Origin of the sequence: Corynebacterium sp. UMB10119B, assembly GCF_030228125.1 — a bacterium.
In the GTDB taxonomy this organism is placed as follows: domain Bacteria; phylum Actinomycetota; class Actinomycetes; order Mycobacteriales; family Mycobacteriaceae; genus Corynebacterium; species Corynebacterium pseudogenitalium.
Genome location: NZ_JASPBG010000010.1, coordinates 1 through 18508, shown reverse-complemented (window position 1 = coordinate 18508; position 18508 = coordinate 1). Strand labels below are relative to the sequence as shown.

At 65.7% G+C, this 18508-nt stretch carries 16 protein-coding genes; 3 read left to right on the top strand and 13 right to left on the bottom strand.

Features of this window, described 5'->3' with window-relative positions; genetic code table 11:
• Positions 1-15 precede the first annotated feature (15 nt).
• The gene (locus QP802_RS08250) at positions 16-861 is read left to right on the top strand and encodes an NAD(P)-dependent oxidoreductase (RefSeq protein WP_284803997.1); all 846 of its coding nucleotides are present in this window, start codon (positions 16-18) and stop codon (positions 859-861) included.
• Between the two features lie 194 nt (positions 862-1055).
• Here the strand turns inward: QP802_RS08250 and QP802_RS08245 are convergent, their stop codons facing one another.
• Positions 1056-1760 carry a DedA family protein gene (locus tag QP802_RS08245; RefSeq protein WP_284818295.1) on the bottom strand — a complete coding sequence of 235 codons (705 nt, stop codon included), beginning with the start codon at positions 1758-1760 and terminating at the stop codon, positions 1056-1058.
• A 19-nt stretch (positions 1761-1779) separates the two neighbouring features.
• Complete coding sequence (locus QP802_RS08240; RefSeq protein ID WP_284818293.1) at positions 1780-3303, bottom strand: CAP domain-containing protein; 1524 nt, start codon at positions 3301-3303, stop codon at positions 1780-1782.
• Between the two features lie 70 nt (positions 3304-3373).
• On the opposite strand from QP802_RS08240, the gene QP802_RS08235 reads away from it, so the two are divergent.
• Entirely contained in the window at positions 3374-4699 is a 1326-nt protein-coding gene (locus tag QP802_RS08235; RefSeq protein WP_284818291.1) for an MFS transporter, read from the top strand.
• Here QP802_RS08235 and QP802_RS08230 read toward each other — a convergent pair.
• From QP802_RS08230 to QP802_RS08190, 9 genes are all read right to left on the bottom strand, one after another.
• Positions 4696-6102 carry a protoporphyrinogen oxidase gene (locus tag QP802_RS08230; RefSeq protein WP_284818290.1) on the bottom strand — a complete coding sequence of 469 codons (1407 nt, stop codon included), beginning with the start codon at positions 6100-6102 and terminating at the stop codon, positions 4696-4698. The genes QP802_RS08235 and QP802_RS08230 overlap by 4 nt on opposite strands.
• A gap of 15 nt (positions 6103-6117) precedes the next feature.
• Positions 6118-7164: a uroporphyrinogen decarboxylase gene (gene hemE / locus QP802_RS08225; RefSeq protein ID WP_284818288.1), complete on the bottom strand. Its 1047-nt coding sequence runs from the start codon at positions 7162-7164 to the stop codon at positions 6118-6120.
• 27 nt (positions 7165-7191) lie between these two features.
• Positions 7192-9750, bottom strand: coding sequence for a heavy metal translocating P-type ATPase (locus QP802_RS08220; protein WP_252932160.1), 2559 nt, complete (start codon positions 9748-9750; stop codon positions 7192-7194).
• A 31-nt stretch (positions 9751-9781) separates the two neighbouring features.
• Positions 9782-10351 (bottom strand): hypothetical protein, encoded by a 570-nt coding sequence (locus QP802_RS08215; RefSeq protein WP_083433292.1) that lies wholly within the window; start codon positions 10349-10351, stop codon positions 9782-9784.
• Entirely contained in the window at positions 10344-11354 is a 1011-nt protein-coding gene (hemB, locus tag QP802_RS08210; RefSeq protein WP_284818287.1) for a porphobilinogen synthase, read from the bottom strand. Before hemB ends, QP802_RS08215 begins: the two co-directional genes overlap by 8 nt.
• 8 nt (positions 11355-11362) lie before the next feature.
• On the bottom strand, positions 11363-13075 hold the full coding sequence (locus tag QP802_RS08205) for a bifunctional uroporphyrinogen-III C-methyltransferase/uroporphyrinogen-III synthase (protein WP_284818284.1): 1713 nt from the start codon (positions 13073-13075) through the stop codon (positions 11363-11365).
• Positions 13076-13238: 163 nt separating this feature from the next.
• Positions 13239-14120: a hydroxymethylbilane synthase gene (gene hemC, locus QP802_RS08200; RefSeq protein ID WP_256007647.1), complete on the bottom strand. Its 882-nt coding sequence runs from the start codon at positions 14118-14120 to the stop codon at positions 13239-13241.
• Between the two features lie 5 nt (positions 14121-14125).
• Positions 14126-15451, bottom strand: a complete 1326-nt coding sequence (locus QP802_RS08195; protein ID WP_284818282.1) for a glutamyl-tRNA reductase — start codon at positions 15449-15451, stop codon at positions 14126-14128.
• Positions 15452-15495: 44 nt separating this feature from the next.
• A complete protein-coding gene (locus QP802_RS08190; protein WP_070363200.1) occupies positions 15496-15732 on the bottom strand; it encodes a glutaredoxin family protein in 237 nt (78 codons plus the stop codon).
• A gap of 66 nt (positions 15733-15798) precedes the next feature.
• Here QP802_RS08190 and QP802_RS08185 point away from each other — a divergent pair, with 66 nt between their 5' ends.
• Positions 15799-16821: an HAD-IB family hydrolase gene (locus QP802_RS08185; protein WP_071573906.1), complete on the top strand. Its 1023-nt coding sequence runs from the start codon at positions 15799-15801 to the stop codon at positions 16819-16821.
• 16 nt (positions 16822-16837) lie between these two features.
• Here the strand turns inward: QP802_RS08185 and bsaP are convergent, their stop codons facing one another.
• Together bsaP and bioB are read right to left on the bottom strand one after the other, a co-directional pair.
• Entirely contained in the window at positions 16838-17041 is a 204-nt protein-coding gene (gene bsaP, locus QP802_RS08180; RefSeq protein WP_070363202.1) for a biotin synthase auxiliary protein BsaP, read from the bottom strand.
• Positions 17041-18105, bottom strand: coding sequence for a biotin synthase BioB (bioB, locus tag QP802_RS08175; protein WP_284818279.1), 1065 nt, complete (start codon positions 18103-18105; stop codon positions 17041-17043). Before bioB ends, bsaP begins: the two co-directional genes overlap by 1 nt.
• Between the last annotated feature and the right edge of the window lie 403 nt (positions 18106-18508).

The following is an 18508-nucleotide window of genomic DNA, read 5'->3' as shown; positions in this document are numbered from 1 at the left end:
CCTATCCTAGGCGATATGAAGATTGCATTTTTAGGCCTCGGCCGTATGGGTACCGAATTAGCACTCAAGCTTGTCAGTGACCACGACCTCACGGTCTGGAACCGCACCGCAGCGAAAACCGCCCCGCTCGTCGAGCGCGGCGCCACCGCCGCCGACACCCCCGCAGACGCCGTCAAAGGCGCCGACATGGTCATCACCTCCCTGTTCGGCCCCGACACCGTCCGCGAAGTCGTCATCGAACCCGGCCTCATCCCCGACGGCGTCACCTGGGCCGACGCCACCACCATCTCCCCCGCCGACGCCGACTCCTTCGCCGCCGCCGTCCCCACCTTCGTCCACACCCCCGTAGTCGGCTCACTCATCCCGGCGCGCGCCGGCAAGCTCGGCGTCTACGTCGGCGGCGCCACCGAGCAGCGCCGCAAGGAAGTCGCCGAGGTCGTCGCGCCGTGGGCCGCCGCGAACCCGGAACGCCTCAAGGTCGTCGACACCGCCGCCCAGGCCGCGACGGGCAAGCTCATCGCCAACCTCGCCCTCGCAGTGACCATGCAGGGGTTCAAGGAGGCACTGCACATCGGCAACGCCCAAGGACTTGACGACGCCACCATCGTCGACATGCTCGGCTCCACCGGCCTCGAGTTCATCGTGAACATGAAGTCCCCCTTCCTGCTCGGCGAGCGCGACACCAACCCCGGCGACTTCTCCACCGACGCCATCGAGAAGGACGCGCGTTTGATGCTCGCCACCGCCGAGGCCGCCGGCAAGGAGCTGCCCGCCGTGGCGGCCGCGGTTGCCTCCCTGCAGGAGCAGCAAAAGAAGGGCCACGGGGACGAGGACTTCTCCTCAGTGGTGGTGTACCGCTAGTTTTCTGGGAAGCGAGTGCCAAAGGACGCAATTCTTGTTCGGGGAGGACGCAAAAGCCCAGGTCGTGAAAAGGGGGTTGCGTCCTTTGGCACTGGCACGGTTGAGAGGGCACCAATTTCCTGGATTTTCGCGCGGCGGTTTGGAAAAGCCCAGGTCGCGCAAACTGCGTGAGGGAATTTGGTGCGCGCACCCGCCTACGCTTTCTTCGCTTGCCCCCTAAACGCGCCGAACATGATGACCACGATCAGGCCGATGGCGATCCAGTTGGCCACCTTCGCGTACTGCTCCAGCACGTACACCACGGGCTCCCCGATCCACCATCCGAGGGCGAAGTACCCAAGTGACCACAGAGTTTTCGAGATGAAGTCCAGCACCATGAACTTCCACAGCGGCATGCCGGTCATGCCCATCAGGACGAAGACGACGAAGGCGATGGGAAGTGGGATCGGTACGTAGGCGAGGAAGATCCCCAACCAGCCGAGCTTGAGGGCCCACTTTTCCACGCGCGCGATGTTGCGGGCGCTGCGCTTGGAGTTCTGCGCCTGCACGTCAAGGATTCCGCGCCCCCACAGTTTGCCGGCCCACCAATAGATCCAGTCGAACTTGATGGCCATCAGCGTGCCGATGAGCAGGTAGCCCAGCCAGTGCTGCACCTCGCCGACGGCGGCGAGCGCGCCCGTCGACGCCGCGCCAATCCGGGAACCGGTAATGGCCAGCATGATGGGCGGGTGCAGCCCAAGCAGCCAGGCGCGAAGTGGGATCATCGCAAGGCCGAAGAGGCCTACGAAGCCGAACCAGCCAAGGCACCAGTAGTCGGCCTTGGTTGGTTTGCTGTTCCAGGGCATGCCTGGTTGTTCCCACCATTCTGGTTCGGGTGTGGTCTGCTCCTCGCTTTGCATAAGCAGAGAGTGTACCTAGCTAGAACATATTTAAAATTCCCGGGTTGGTGGCTACCACGATTCCGATGATTGCCAGCAGCCCGAGTACTACGCCGACGATGATGCCGCCGGTGGAGGAGCCCTCCTTGTCGGCGCCGGTCAGTGCGTCGCAGTTGGCTTTGACGGGTTGGTATTCGGCTTCGGCGCGCTCGGTGTTTGCGCGGGCCTCGGCTGCGGCTGCCTTGGCCGCCGCAGTGGCAGCAGCCGCATCCTCCTGCGTCTGCTTCGCCACGGTCAGCGCTTCCTCGGCTGCGGCTTGTCGGGCCGGTTGCGCCTCCTTGGCGGCGGAAAGCTCCTGCTCACGCTTTGCCACGAGCTCCTCCGCGACCTGCAGCGCGCGTGCGGCTTCCAGGGTCCGCTCCGCCTTGTCGACGTCCGCTTCGCGCTGCTCGAGCGTTTGACGCTTGGTGGCGTCGCCAAACTCGATGGCGTGCTTGAGGCCGTCGTAGTAGGTGTTGAAGCGCTCGGTGTACTCGTCGACGGTGAACAGTGGCGTGCCCTGCTTCATCCAGTGGGTGGCGAAGGTCTGCGCGTGTGCAATACGCCACGGGTACCCCTGGTACCGGAAGGTTTTGGTGTTCACGGCGAAGCCGGTGGCGCGCATGTCCGGGTTGACGATCGCCATGTAGTGGCCAGCGCCCGCCGCGAATGGGTTCTCGCCCTTCTCGAGTGCCTCGAAGTACGCGATGCGCTCCTCGTGGAACCAGCCCTTGAACGGGTTGTCGTAGTTCCAGGACAGGTTGTCCCAGCCGTTCTTCGAGTGCCCGCGCGGCAGCTGGTGCGACCAGTTCACGTTTACCTGGGCCTGCGCCATCAGGAAGTCGGAGACGGGCAGGGCGGGCTGGCCGTCGCTTTCGCGGAGCTCGTTGGCTTCGGGCAGCCAGCCAATGGCTGCCTTCATGTTGTCCAGGTGAGTGGCGTCGTCGGCCTCACCGATGTGGGTGTCGTCCGCGATGCGGTAGCCCGTCTGCCCAGCCACCGGGTCTTCTTCTTTGAAGCGGAAGTCGGTGTTCAGTTCGGCGACGGCGTCGGTTGCGCCCATGGCTTCGAAGAAGCCGAGGGAGCCGCGGTCGAACTGCTGTTGCGCCTCGGCCTTGCTGGCTTCGAGGGCGGCGGCTGCTTCGGCGGCCCGCGCCTTCGAGTCCTCGAGCGCCTGTTGTGCGGACTCCGCCGTCACGCCGGCGGGCACTGCGGACTGTTTCGCGGTGAGGTCGGTGGTGGCGTCGTCAAGAAGGCGTTGGGCGGCGGCGACCATGCCCTTTGCTGCCTTGAGTTCTTCCTGGGCGGCGGCGACGTCGCGCTGCGCCGCATCGAGCGTCTGCTGCGTGGCGCGCTCGCGGTCCTGCGCATCGCGCTGCTTCGCGGTGGCGTCCTTGACCGCGTCGACAAGCGCCACGCAACGAGCCTCCGTGAGCTGGGCGGTGTCCTCCGCCATGGCCTGCGGGGCCACCAACATGGCCGCTGAGCAGGTAGTAACGAGCATGAGTCCGAGCTGCTTCTTCATACCGGCAGATTAGCAGGAAACTTTCGTAATTTTCCCAAATAAAAGCCAGAATTGTTCTAAGGTTTTGCCCATGAAAACAGCACTGACCCGCACGCAGCGCCTCGACAGGCTGCCGGTGACTCCGAAACACAAGAAGCTCCTCGTCGGATCGGGGGTGGGGTGGGCGCTCGACGCGATGGATGTCGGGCTGGTCTCATTCGTCATCGCGGCGCTGGCCGTGCACTGGGACCTGGAGAAAACCACCACGAGCTGGATCGCGTCCGTGGGGTTCATCGGGATGGCGGTCGGCGCCTCCCTCGGCGGTCTGCTCGCGGACAAGCTGGGGCGCCGCCAGGTCTTCGCCCTCACGCTCCTGATCTACGGCGTGGCCACGGGCGCTTCGGCGCTTGCCGGGTCGGTCGCTGTCCTGCTCGTCTTCCGGTTCCTCACCGGCCTGGGCCTCGGCGCGGAGCTGCCCGTCGCGTCCACGCTGGTCAGCGAGTTCGCGCCGCTGAAAGTGCGCGGGCGGATGGTGGTCTGGCTCGAGGCGTTTTGGGCGGCGGGCTGGATCCTGGCGGCGGTCATCGGCACGTTCGTCGTCGCCGAGGGCGAGAACGGCTGGCGCTGGGGGCTTGCGCTCGGCGCCGTGCCTGCGCTCTACGCGCTGTATGTGCGCATGCAGCTGCCCGAATCGGTCCGCTTCCTGGAGGCGCGCGGCCGCGACGAGGAAGCAGAGGCAGTGGTCCGCAGCTTCGAGGAGCAAGTCCCACCCGAACTACTTATCGACGCCCCCATCGCCACCACCGCCGATCCCGATGCAAGTGCTGGCAAAGGCACCCACATCTGGGGCCCCGAACTGCGCGCCCGCACCGCCGCCTTCTGGACCGTCTGGTTCTGCGTCTCCCTCGCCTACTACGGCGCGTTCACCTGGATCCCTTCCCTGCTTGTGGACCAAGGCTTCAGCCTCGTGCGCTCCTTCAGCTTCACGCTGATCATCACGCTGGCCCAGCTGCCCGGGTACGCCCTGGCCGGCTGGCTCATTGAGGTCTGGGGGCGCCGCACCACCCTCGCCGTCTTCCTGGCCGGGTCGGCGGTGTCGGCTGGGCTCTACGGGTTCGCCACCGCGCCCTGGCAGATCATCGCCGCAGGCTGCCTGCTCTCCCTGTTCAACCTGGGCGCGTGGGGTGCCCTCTACGCCATCGGTCCTGAGCTCTACCCCACCCAGATCCGCGCGACCGGCACGGGCGCCGCTGCGGCCTTCGGGCGCGTCGGTTCGATCCTGGCGCCGCTGATCGTCCCGCCAGTCCTGGCCTTCGGCGGCCACGCCAGCGTGTTCGTGGTCTTCGCGGTGGCGTTCACCGTGGCAGCCGCGGCTGCGTTCGTCCTGCCGGAGCAGAAGGGCAAAGTGCTCGTCTAGAGGAGATCCTGCGCCGCCTGACGCGCGTTGCCGATCACGGCCGGGACCCCAACCCCGGCAACCCAGGCGCCGGTCACACCAACGCCGTCGATACCGGCGAGGGCGTCCTGGACCTTGGCCACGGTGGCGAGGTGGGTGGCGTCGTAACGCGGAAGGCCACCGAGCCAGCGCTGGACGAAGATCTCCTCGACGCCGGCGGCGCGGCCGTCGAAGCCGGTGATGGTCTGCAGGTCGTCGAGGGCCCAGTCCACGAGGTCATCTTCGCTGGCGGTCAGGGCGACGTTGTCGCCGTAGCGGCCGAAGCTGGCGCGTACAAGGGCGCCGCCGCGCTCGGCGAGGTGCGGCCACTTACGCGACGAAAGCGTGAACGCCTTGGCGTGCACGTCCTTCGCATCGGTGCAGACCAGCACGCCGGAGTTCTCCGGCAGGCCCTCGTCGGTGGCGAAGCGCAGGCCCACCACGGCGGAGTTCGCCAACTCGACGGAGCGAAGCGCTTCGGAGGCCTCGGGGGCGATGTCGCGAAGCAGCAGCGCGGTCGTCGGCGCCGGGGTGGCCAACAGCACGCGGTCGTAGACGGTGTCCTCGCCACCCTTGAGGCCGAACCCCTCGCCCTCGCGGCTGATGGACGGTATGAAGGCGTCGACGTAGATGTTCGCGCCGGACTGCTCGGCGAGTGCCTCGTAGAGCTCCTGGTAGCCCTCGCGGAAGGTAGCGAAAATGGGCGCAGGCTTCGAGGGCTTCGAGGCCTCAGAAGACCCAGCCGCGGCGACGGCCTTCTTCCGGGCGGCCTCCAGGTTGGCGACCGCGGTGGACAGGTGCACCGGGCCGTCGGCGGCCAGGCGGTCGAACTCGGCGGCGAGCTGCGGCACGGTGGCGCGAACACCCAGGTCGTCGGCGGTGCAGGAGTACACCCCGCCAAGCAGGGAGGAGACGATGTTGTCCACGACATCGTCGCCGTAGCGCTCGCGAACCAGGGCGCCGACGCTCATGTCGCCACCGATGGTCCACTCGAAGCCCTCGCGCTCCGCCTCGGTGTCGATGCGTCGCGCGGTTTCCTCGCTAACCAGGTGCGCGACTGGCTCGGAGGTGGAAGGGATCCCCATCATGCCGCCTGCCGGCATAGCGCGGGTTTCGCCGTCGACGTAGAGCAGGGAGCGCATCCCCGATGGGAAGACCAGCGAGTCCTGCAGGCCCAGCTCTTCGACGAGCTGCTTTGCTTCCGGGCGGCGCGCAATGAAGGCTTCGGCCCCCATATCGGTGGGGCCGCCGTCGAACGCAACGGTGTACAGCTTGCCGCCGATACGGTCGTTGCCCTCGTAGACGTCGACGGTGTGGCCGGAGTTGCGCAGCTCAAACGCTGCGGTCAACCCGGCAAGCCCTGCACCGACAATGGCGATATTCAATGGGGATCTCCTTCGTTATGCTTCGTGGATCATTGCGACGGCGTCGGTGATGGCGCCTGCATCGGTGGTCGGCAAGACGCCGTGCCCGAGGTTGAAGATGTGGCCGGTGGCGGTGCCTGCGTCGATAGCTCGGGCGGCCTCCGCCTTGATGCGGCGCACTTCCTCCTGCACCACGGCGGGGCCAGCGAAGAGCATCGCCGGGTCGAGGTTGCCCTGCAGCACGCGCGGGGACGCGAAGCGCGTGGCGGCGACGTCGAGCGGCACGCGCCAGTCGACGCCCATCACCTCGGAACCGGCCTCGGACATTGCGCCGAGCAGCTCACCCGTGGCCACACCGAAGTGGATGCGCGGGATCACACCCTCGACCTCCTTCAGGATCTCGGCGGAGTACGGCAGGACGTGCTCGCGGTAGTCGGCCTCGGTGAGGAAGCCTGCCCAGGAGTCGAAGAGCTGCATGGCGTCGATGCCGGCGTCGACCTGCGTGCGCAGGAACGCGCTGATGGTCGGCACGAGGCGGCGCATCAGGGCGTGCCACGTGTCCGGGTCGCCGTGCATCATGGCCTTCGTCTTCTCGTGGTTCTTGCTCGGCCCGCCCTCGATGAGGTAGCTGGCCAGCGTAAACGGCGCGCCGACAAAGCCGATCAGGGCCTGGGTGTCGGTGAGCTCGTCGAGAATAATCTCGATACCCTTGGTCACTTCCTCAACGTTGTGGTCCAGCACCGGCAAATTATCGACGTCCTCTTTCGTCGTAATCGCCTTCTCCATCACTGGGCCGCGGCCCGGCACGATCTCCACGCCGATGCCCGCCGCCTTCAACGGCACAACGATGTCGGAAAAGAGGATCGCCGCATCCATGTCGTGGCGGCGCACCGGCTGCATCGTGATCTCCGCGAGGAGCTCCGGCATGAAGCAGGAGTCCAACATGGAGATGCCCTCGCGGGCCTTGCGGTATTCCGGCAGCGAGCGCCCGGCCTGGCGCATAAACCACACCGGGGTGCGTGAGGGCGTGCGGCCGTTGGCGGCCTCAATGAGCGGGGCAGAAGAAAGGTCGCGTCTGGTCATAGTCCCCCACCCTACCGCCGTTGCGGTTTAGGAGGGAAAATGATTTGCCCGCGAGGAGTGCGCCTCAATCACGAGCGAGCTGCCCAGCATGAGCAGCGTGGCCCCCACCGGGGGCAGCACGCCGATCGCGGCAAGCACGATCGCGGTGGAGTTGTACGCCCAGGCGAAGATCATGTTGTAGTCGATGATGTGGCACACGCGGCGCGCGTGCGCGATGAGCTGCGGGACGGCGGAGACGTCGTCGCGGATCAGCACGGCGTTGCAGGCGCGGGCGATGGTGGAGGACTGGGCGTCGATAATGTCGTCGGTGGCGTAGAGCAGGCCGACGTCCGCCACCTTGATAGTGGGAAGCGCGGTGGCGTCGCCGATCATGGCAACCGTGGCGCCCTTCGTGTGGATGGCGCGAACCGCCCCCGGCTTGTCCGGCGCGGTAATGCCGGCGAGCACGTTGGACATACCCAAAAAGTCGGCAAAGCGGCGGGCCACCGGGTAGGTATCGCGGGTGAGCATCACCGTCTCTACGCCCATCTGTTCCAGGCGGTTGATGGCCTCGTGGGCGTCGTCCTTCGCGGGGTCGTAGAGGGTGATCACGCCGCGGTCCTTGCCGCGCCAGCGCACCACTACAGGGGTGCCTCCGGCGGTCGCGGCCATCGCGAGGCGGCCGTGCAGCTGGGACAGGTTCGTGGGGCGCCACAGGCAAGCGTCGAAGGACTCGGTGCGGTCCTCGTCCTCGTCGCCGTAGGTCAAGGTGAGGCGGCCGCGGAACTCGCCGCCGGGCGTGATTTCCTCGTTGCTCATCTCGATCCACGACGGCACATCGGCGCTCTTCGTGCGCCCATCGCGCGCCTCACGCGCCGCCTTCACCATCGCGCGTGCCGACGGGTGGTTGGACTCCACCGACAGCGCACCCGCCACGCGCATCACCATCTCCGGGCTTTCGCCGCGCTCGGCGGTGACGGTCTCCACCGTCATCTGCGGCTTGACAAGGGTGCCCACGCGGTTGAACACGGCCGTGTCCGTCGACTCCAACGCGCGGAAGGTTTCGCCGTCGCGGATCAGGATGCCGTTTCGCACCGCCGACTCAATGCCGAGGCGGATCGCCAGCGACGGCGAAATCGCCAGCGCCACCGGCGCCACCACCACCAAGATGGCCAACGCCGTGGAAAAGCCAGCATTGTAGTTGCCGGTCAGCAGCACCCACAGCCCAAAATCCAAGATAGCCAGCGCATAGGCCGCCGGGATGAGCAGGCCCGCCGCGCGCGTGGACATCAACGTGGCCTCGTTCTGGTGGCGCAGCACCGCGTCCACCCAGCGCTCCACCGCGCCCAGGCGGGTGGTGTGTCCGACGCGTTCCACGCGCATCTTGATCTTGCCGCTGCGCAGCACCGACCCGGCGCGCACCGTTGAGCCGACTTTCACCTCGGAGGGCTCGCGGGCGTCGATAATCTGGGGGTTCAACACGCCAGAGCCGCCAACCACCTCGCCGTCGGCAGGGATGATCTCGCCGGCGTGGACGTAGACGTCATCCCCCTTGTTCAGCTCGACTGCCGGGAAGTCTTCCTCCGTCACGTTGCCCGCCCGCGAACGACGCACCACCTTGTACACCGCGTCCGGATCAGGGTTGCGGGCCTGCAAATCCTCCATGAGGCGGGGGCGAGCGCGCATGGTGAAGTAGCGTCCCACCAGCAGCAGCGTGGTGACGGCGCAGGAGACCTCGAAGAAGATCTCAACGTCGTGGCCCATCTGGTGCGGCACCCAACCGCTGCTGGTAGTCCAGCCGATCTGCCCGGCGGACGTCAGCACCACCGCGACCAGCGACCACAGCCAAGCGGCCAAAATCGCGATCGAGCTCGCGCCGTCCAGCGCGGAAATCCCGCGGCGCACGCCACCAAGCATCGCACGGTGGAACGGGAACGCGCACCACAGTGCGACCGGGGTGGACAACGCCAACGAACACCACTGCCAGCCCGGGAACTGGAACTGCGGCACGTACGCCATCAGGACGACCGGGATGCTCAGCACAATAGCGATCCACATGCGAAGCGGCGTGACCAAGTCGCGGGCGGTAAACAGCACGTCCTGGCCACGCATCATGCCGCGGCGCCGTCGGGCAGTGCGCACGAACCCGCTCGCGCGCGCCGTGCGCAGGGAGCGCTGCTCGTGTTCCTTCATCCGGCGCATCCGGCCGGACATGCCGCGCGTGCCACGCCGCGGCAGCGTGTGATCCACCACCGAATGCCCCTGGGCGCGGCGGCGCAGCGTCGAATCCGTCAGCTGCACCTCCACCCCGAAGCGCTGCATCACCTCGGCGATCGTGTGCGGTGCCGTGGTGTCCGGCGCGGTCACCCACGCCATCTTCGTCGGGTACACCAGGCGCGCCTGCACGCCTGGCAGCTCTTCGAGGGCCTCCTCGATGTCGCGCAGCTGCGCGCCGTCCTCCAGGCCCTCGAGCTCGAACGCGTAGGAAGCGTGGGGGCGCAACGGGTTGCCGTTGCTGTCCTCGGAGTGGCGCGAGTCCGGGTCGAACCCGGCGTCCTTGGCCGCCAGGCGGGCGTCGTCAATTGAGCGCGTCACATTATCAGCCATGCGCCGTTACTCCACTTCTTCCCTACTGCTGCTACTGCTCAGCCGGACGCAGGTAATCCTGCGATTCCTTCCGGGAAGCATAGAACAGCCCCAATGCTCCCGCCACACCGACCACGATCTGCACCGCACCGTCGACGGCGAACAGCGCAACCGGCACTTTAGTCGCAGCGGGCGTCATCAAGAAGAGCGTGAGCACGCGCACCGCGAAGAAGACCGAGAAGACCTGCAGCACCCGCGTGGCGTTGAGCATCCACTTCCCGCGGCGCTGCACTGAGCGCAGCGCCAGGACAAACACCACGATGATGCCCAGCTGCAGCAGCGCCATCAGCACAACCGTGGCGTACATGCTCGCCTGCATCATGTTCTCCGGGATCGCCTCCGACTGGTTCTTCGCGGCCTGGTTCGCCGCCTCGCGCAGCGCAGCCGGGTCGAGCACCGTCACCACCACGGCGAGGATCTGGTGCAGGAGCTCACCGAGGATCATCACTGCCCACGCGCCGAGGAGGTAGCGCACCGCCTCGGGCTGTTGCTGCGTCGGCTCGTCCTTCCGGTGTCTCGGTGGCAGGGCCGGGGCCTGCGCCGCGGGAGGTGTGTTAGCCATGAAGCTCCTTCAGCGCACGCGCGCCCTCGATTGCGTAGTACGTCAAAATCTGGTCCGCGCCAGCACGCTTGATAGAGGTCAGCGACTCCATCATGGTCGCCTCGAAGTCGATCCAACCGTTTTGACCAGCGGCGACCATCATCGCGTATTCGCCCGAAACCTGGTACGCCGCCACCGGCACCGGCGACATGTCTGCAACGCGGCTGAGCACATCCAGGTACGGCAGCGCAGGCTTGACCATGACGAAGTCCGCGCCTTCCTCAATATCGAGCTCGGTCTCGAGCAGGGATTCGCGCACGTTCGCCGGGTCCTGCTGGTACGTGCGGCGGTCGCCCTTCAGGGAGGAGCCGACCGCGTCGCGGAACGGCCCGAAGAACTTCGACGCGTACTTCGCCGAGTACGCCATGATGGCCACGTCCTGGTAGCCCTCGGCGTCGAGTGCCTCACGGATCACGCCGATCTGCCCGTCCATCATCCCCGACGGGCTCACGATGTGCGCGCCCGCGGCAGCCTGCGACAGCGCCATATCGCGGTAGAGGTCCAAGGTGGCATCGTTGTCCACCACCTGGTTGCCATACTTATCGACGCCCACTACGCCACAGTGCCCGTGGTCCGTGAACTCATCCAGGCAGGTGTCGGCCATAATCAGCAAGTCCTCGCCGAACTCCTCGCGCAGTGCGCGCACGTTCCGGTTCAAGATGCCCTCCGGGTCCCACGCGACGGAACCCGTGGCGTCCTTGTCCTCGTCGAGCGGCACGCCGAAGAGGTCCACGCAGCGGATCCCCTCCTCGAGTGCCTCGTGGCAGATCGCCTTCAGGGTGTCCGTGGTGTGCTGGTACACCCCCGGCATGGAGGCAATCTCTCGGCGTTCGGTGATGCCATCAGCCACGAACAACGGCAAAATAAAATCGGCCGGAGCCAGTCGCGTCTCCGCGGTGAGCTGCCGAATCGCAGGATTCCGGCGGAGGCGACGTGGACGGCGTGGAAGATGATATGTAGTCATGTGCTACATCATAACGCCGGTTTCCGACGCGCCCTCCGCTTCTTCCGCGGCGGCGGCAGCTCCCCAGCTGCCCGCAGGGCAGCGACGTGCTCGGCAAGCGCGTCCACCAGGGACGGTACGTCCGCGACCTCTGGTACGACGTCGACACGCAGCCCCTGCTCGCGCGCAGCCTCAGCGGCCATCGGGCCGATGCACGCGATGATCGTGCGCTGGTGCGGCTTACCCGCGATGCCAACCAGATTGCGCACCGTCGAGCCGGACGTGAAGCAGACTGCGTCAAACCCGCCGGTCTTGATCATGTCGCGCACCTCAGGAGCTGGCGGGGCCGCGCGCACCGTGCGGTAGGCCACGACGTCCTCGACGTCCCAGCCCTTCTCAATCAGGCCATCCACCAGCACGTTCGTTCCAATGTCCGCCCGCGGCAGCAGCACCCGCGAGACCGGGTCGATGTCCTCCACGTACTCGGGGAACACCTCCACCAGGCCAGCGGCGTTCTGCTTCGTGCGGTGTGGCAACAGCTCCGGGCTCATCCCCAGCGCACGCAGCGCCTCCGCCGTCTTGCGGCCGACCGCCGCCAGGTGCACCCCCGCAAACGCGCGGGCGTCCAAGCCAAGCTGCTCGAACTTCTTCCACACCGCGTGCACCGCGTTCGTCGAGGTGAACACCACCCACTGGTAGCGACCCTCCACGATCCCCTTAATCGCGCGGTCCATCTGCGCCGGGTTGCGCGGCGGCTCCAGAGAAATCGTCGGCACCGACTGCGGGATCGCCCCGTACGACGCCAGGCGGCTGCTCATCGCCTCCGCCTGCTCCTTCGCACGCGGCACCAGCACACGCCACCCGTACAAAGGACGGTTTTCCCACCACGAAAACTTCGATCGATCATCATTCACAGTACCGAGCGTCACCACCAAAGAACCAGGCAGATCCGCCGTCACCGAGTCCATGGTTGCCAGGGTCTCCAGGGTCGCATCGACCGTGCGCTGCAGCCGCGTCGTTCCGTTGGCCGTGACGCTGCACGCCAGCTCACCCGGGAACCCGCGCTGCATCAACTGCGACGCCATCTCCGGCAGCTGCTCGCGCACCGCCTGCAACACCAACGGCTGCGGCGCCTGCGACAACTGGTCCCAGTCCACCGGCCCGTTCGCCAGATCTGCTTCCGTATACGTTGAACCGAGCGCGATACCCGCAAAGGACGGCACCGTCGACGGCAGCGACATCCCCGGCACAATCTGGAACTCCAGGCCGGCGGCCGCCACCGCGGCGATCTCCTCCCGCACCGCATCGCGCGTCAGCGGGTTCCCGCTGACCAGACGGATCACATCCCCGTCACCGTCATCCCCCTTGCGGATCACCTCGGCCGCCGCCTGCAGCGCCGAGCGCAACCGCGCAACAATATCGTCCGTGCCAAGCGGCACCTCTTCAACCTCAGCCGCGGTTGGGTCCGCAGGCCTCGGCGGGCGACGCCGCGCCCCCGACGCCTTCGCCTCCGCACACATCGCCTCATATTGAGCCTCCGCGGCGTCGATCTTCTCTTGCGGCACCGCGCACGCTGCGGCAAGAACATTTCGGACACCCTCAAGAACATCCGGTTCCACCAACGCGATAGAATTGCGTTCCATCACCTGGCGAGCGCGAATCGTCAGCAAATCGGGATTGCCAGGTCCGGCACCGACGAAGATCACCTTCCCCGGCTGGGGCGTGATTGAGGGCAGTGTCATCAAAATGGTCTTTTCTGGTCTTGTATAAGGCGTAAAGAAGTGTCCCGGCGTACAGCGAGCCCCAAAGGGACCCCTATACACCGAGACGATTGGACGTATGGTAGTTACACCTTAATTTGCATACGCCGTGTTTCAAAACCTGTTTCAAAACCAGTCTGAAAACTTATTGCATAATCTCTGCCGCCCCGCGCCCAATCAGCGTCTGCGCAAGCTGTGTTCCCAGCTCACGGGCGTCCTTACCAGAAGCCTCCTCAATCAGCTGCTTGGAGCCATCCAGGGCGAATACCCCCGCCCGCAAGGTAATGGTGCCGTCAGCGATGGTCGCGTGCGCCGCAACCGGGGCCGTGCAGCCTGCCTCCAGAGTCGCCAGCACCTGACGCTCCGCCGCCGCGCACGCAAAAGAATCCGCGTACAACAGCTTGTCCAGGCCCTCACGCAGCGCGGTGTCGTCGACGCGGCACTCGACGGCCAGCGCGCCTTGCGCCGGGGCGGGCATGAACACCTCAGCATCGAAGACTTGGGTGGCGCGGTCCGCGAACCCACCACGGACCAAGCCCGCATACGCCAGGACAATCGCGTCCATCTCGCCGCTTTCCACCCGGCCCATACGCGTCTCAATGTTGCCTCGCAGCGGGAGGATCTCAAGGTCAGGGCGCAGCGCGCGCAGCTGGGAAACACGGCGCGGCGCCGAGGTGCCCACCTTCGCGCCCTTCGGCAGCGTGTCCAGCGTCAGGCCGTCGCGGGCGATGAGCGCCTCGCGGTGGTCTTCGCGCTCCGGAACGATCAGGTAGGTGCGGGGCTCTGGGGCCGTCGGCAAGTCCTTGAAGGAGTGCACGGCGACGTCCACCTCGCCGTCGAAGAGGGCGTCGCGAAGCGCAGACGTAAACACGCCGACGCCGATGCGTTCCACCGGCGCGTGGGAAACATCCCCGGCAGTTTTCACAATGTGCAGCTCAGACGGGTAACCGTGCGCGATCAGGGCATCACGCATATGACCCGCCTGCGTCGTGGCCAAGTGCGAACCCCGCGTACCAATTTTCAGCATGTAAATTACGACTCCTTCAACTTCAATTCGTCGGGACTCGGCAACCGGTCCATATCAGTAGCGGCCGACACGGGGCGCACCCCAAACAGTTCCTCAACGGCGGTCTCCAGATTAACCAAATCTGAACGCGCCGCCAGCTCCTTCATCTTCACCGTCGGCGTATGCAGCAGCTTATCCACCACACGCTTCACCGAACGGGCAACCTGCTCAAAATCCTGCTCATCCATGTCGGGAAGGCGCTTGCGCAACCGCGCCAGCTCCTCCTGCGAAATCTCCGCGCCAACCCGGCGCAGCTGCGCCACCGCCGGCCCCACATCACGCATCCGCTGCTCGGAGCTAAACGCCTGCACCTCCTCGGCCACGATCGCCTCCGCGGCCTGCAGCACCTTCGAGTCCTCCGAGTCCGCGTTGTGCAGCTGCTCGTGCAGGTACTCGATGTTGATCAAGTGCACGCCCTCGTGCTCCAGTACCGAATTGTCAATATCGCGCGGCAGCGACAAGTCAATCAGCATCGTCGGCCCCGAGATGTCCTCGCCCGAAATGGTGAACCCATCTGACGCCGTCGCCGACACCGTAATATCCACACGCCCCAACGCCCCCGCGCGCGCATTAAAGTCCACGACCTCCGCAGCCACCCCGGCCTCCCGGGCATGCTCCGCCAACCGCTCCGCGCGCGAGCGAGTGCGGTTCGCAATAATCAACTTATCGACGCCCCTCTTGCCCAAATGCGTCGCCGCCAACGAGCTCATCGCACCAGCCCCCAACACCAGCGCAGTCTGGCCCTCCAGCGTGTCCACCCCCATCGTCTCCATCGCCGTATCCAGCGCGAAGGTCACCATCGAGCCGCCCGCATCATCAATCGACGTCTCCGTGTGCACACGCTTGCCCGTATGCAACGCCGACTGCGCCAACGAATGCAACGCCGGGCCCACCGTGCCCTGCTCCGCCGCGTGCGTATACGCGGTACGCACCTGCCCGATGATCTGCTGCTCCCCCACCACCATGGAATCCAGGCCGGAGGCGACCGTCAACAAGTGCTCCGCAGCCGCGTCCGAATACCGCACGTACAGGTAGCCGCGCAGCTCCGCCTCACTCACCCCGGAGACCTCCGCCAGCACCGCCAACACATCCTGCACACCCGCATGGAACGCGTTGGCAACCGTGTACACCTCCAGCCGGTTACACGTCGAAATGATCATCGCCTCAGACAACGACGGGCGCTCCACCAGCGCCGACGCCGCCGAATGCTGCACCGCATCATCCATACTCAAGCGTTCCAACAACGCAACGGGCGCCGAGCGGTGCGACATCCCTACAACGAGAACACTCACTCAATCCCTCCAGTCAGCCGTGAATCAAACCAAAGGATAGCGCGTCACTCTGACAGCGCCTCGGCCAGGTCCGCGTTATCCACTTCCCAACACGCGAACTCGTCCCCATCAATCACCACAACCGGGACGCGATCCCCGAACTCGGCGTTGAGCGACGGAGAGGCGTCGACATCTACAAGCGTGAGCTGCGCGCCGCACTGCTCGACCACCGGGGCGATCTGCGCGGCCACCCGCTCGCACGACCCGCAGGTAGCGCGCACCATCAGTTCAACCTGTTTCATCTCTCCGCCAATCTTGTTTACGATACAAGCTATCACGTCTGCCACACGGTGAAAGGCTCGCTGGCAATGTCCGACCACAAAGAACTCCTGGCCCAATGGTCACTCACCCAAGGCAACCTTCGCCGCTTCCTCGAAGAAGTTGCCCTCCCACCTCTCGACGCCGAATCCCAGCGCACCGCTGGTAACGCCGCCGCAGCCGCCGCCATCGAAGAAACCTTCGGCATCAGCATCGAAGAATTCGCCACCGGCGTCGACTCCGTCGGCGGCGCCTTCAAAACCGCCGGCCGGGAGAAAATCACCCAGCCCGACCCCGACGTCCCCCAAGACACCGAGGCGGCCGCGTTCTTCGACATCGACAACACCCTCATCCAGGGCTCCTCGCTCATCCTGCTGGCCAAAGGCCTGGCCAAGCAGCGCTTCATCACACTCCGCGAGCTCCTGCCCGCCCTGACCAAGCAAATCCGCTACCGCGTCTCCGGCTCCGAAAGCGCCAAAGACATCGCCAAAGGCCGCGAGCAGGCCCTCCAAGTAGTCAAAGGCAAGAACGTCGAGCAGCTCAAAGAGCTCTGTGCCGAAATCGTCGACCGCCAAATGCTCGACAAGACCTACCAATCAACTATCGACGCCGCGTCCCGCCACATCGCCCAAGGCCAACAAGTCTGGCTGGTCTCCGCCACCCCGGTCCAAATCGGCCAGGCGCTCGCAGAGCGGCTCGGCTTCACCGGTGCCCTCGGCACCGTCGCCGAAGAGGAAAACGGCAAGTTCACTGGCCGCCTCGTCGGCGACATCCTCCACGGCCCCGGCAAGCAGCACGCCGTCGCCGCGCTGGCCGCGATTCAGAAGCTCGACCTGGAAAAGTGCACCGCCTACTCCGACAGCATCAACGACCTGCCGATGCTCTCCATGGTCGGCAACCCCGTCGCCATCAACCCGGACCGCGCACTTCGCCGCTACGCGACCGGCCAAGGCTGGACCATCGAGGACTACCGATCCCTTCGTCGCTACATGCTCCCGGCCCTCGGCGCTCTGGCGGGCGGCGCGCTCGCTGCCGGTGTCGCGGCTGGCGTGGTGGCGCTGCGTCGTCGATAGTTTTTTGGTGCGGGCATCACCGCTCAAGCCACTCCGAACGCAGCAATCCGTGGCGGGAACACGCCGCCGACCACGCCATCGGCGAAATCTTCACCACCATCCGCCGCTGACACAGCGGGCAGATACGTGGCGCGTCGTAGGGGCGGGCCGGGTCGAGAGGCCAGGCGATGTCGCCAGAGAGGATGGCGTCGGCAAGATCGGTGTTGTCTGGAATGCGCATCAGAGTGACTTGATCGTGTCGTAGAGGATGCCGTGGCCGGAGTTCACCTTCTGGCCGACGGGTGTAATGCCCAGGTTGATGCGCGGCCGAGAGCTCCCGTCGAGGACGCGGTCCACGGCGTCGCGGTCCTTCTCTATCGGACGGCCAAACGTGGTCAGGTAATTACCGCCGATGATGGCGTTCGCGCCGCCCATCAGGCCGGCTTCGGTGCCGTCGTCGCCAAGGGCGAGCTCGGTGCCACCGGCGAAGCGGAGCTGGGTGGTGGGCATAGCCAAGCGGAACGCGGCGACGGCCCGAAGCGCCTCCCCCTGCGGGACGAGTGGCCGGTCGGCGAACGGGGTGCCGGGGCGAGGGTCGAGGAAGTTCATCGGCACTTCGTGTGGCTGGATCTCGGCAAGCTGCGTGGCGAACTCAGCCCGCTGCTCAATCGTCTCCCCCAGACCAATGATCCCGCCACAGCAGGTCTCCATCCCCTCAGCGAGCACGTGCTCGAGAGTGTCCTTGCGCTCCTGCCAGGTGTGGGTGGTGACCACGTTCGGGAAGAAGGATTCGGCGGTTTCGAAGTTGTGGTTGTAGCGGGACACGCCCATCTGCGCGAGTTGGCGCGCCTGTTCACGGGTCAGAATGCCAAGCGAGGCAGAAATAGAGATGTCCACCTCCTCCCGAATAGCAGTCACTGCCGCCGCAACCTGGTCCAGCAGGTCCTGCGTCGGGCCTTTCACGGCGGCGACGATACAGAACTCGGAGGCGCCCATCTTCTCGGACTGCTTCGCGGCCTCCACGAGCTCGTCGATATTCAGGGTGACGGCACGGACCGGGGACTCAAACAGTCCGGACTGGGAGCAGAAGTGGCAGTCCTCGGGGCAACCGCCAGTCTTCAGGGAGATGATGCCCTCCAGGGAGACGTCGACGCCACAGTGCTTGATGCGAACCTGATGGGCTAGATCGAGCAGTTCCGGCAGGTGTTCGTCCTCGATGGTGAGGATCTGCACGAGCTCTTCCTTGTTCAGGCCTTCGCCCCGCTCAAGGGCTTTTTCGCGTGCGATGTCGAGGATGTCGGTCATGGTAATGCGCTCCGTTCAGTGCGGGGACGTGTTGTAAGTACGCATCAGTGTAGACCGCAATTGAACACCGTTCAGGTGTTTCGTGCCCCAACCTCCACCCACGCCAAAAAGTTCCCAGGCCCGGGAACCATTTTGCGGTTTGGGCCGGTTCCAGTCGACCAACGGTTACGTTTCTGCAGGTCGCGACGACTGTCCACGAAGAAAGTTCCCGCGATCACAGAAATCCGAGGAACTTTTCGCAATTTCGGGGTACTCCACCCGCCCGAACACCCGCCTGACCTGCAAAGTGTAGTAACAGGAATGTAGTAATCCTCCCAAGGGAGCCCAAAAGGGGCTGCGGATGTTTTGTTGGAGTGCATCACGAGGGACTTTGTCTCGTAGTTATGCACTCAGCGCCTGTCTA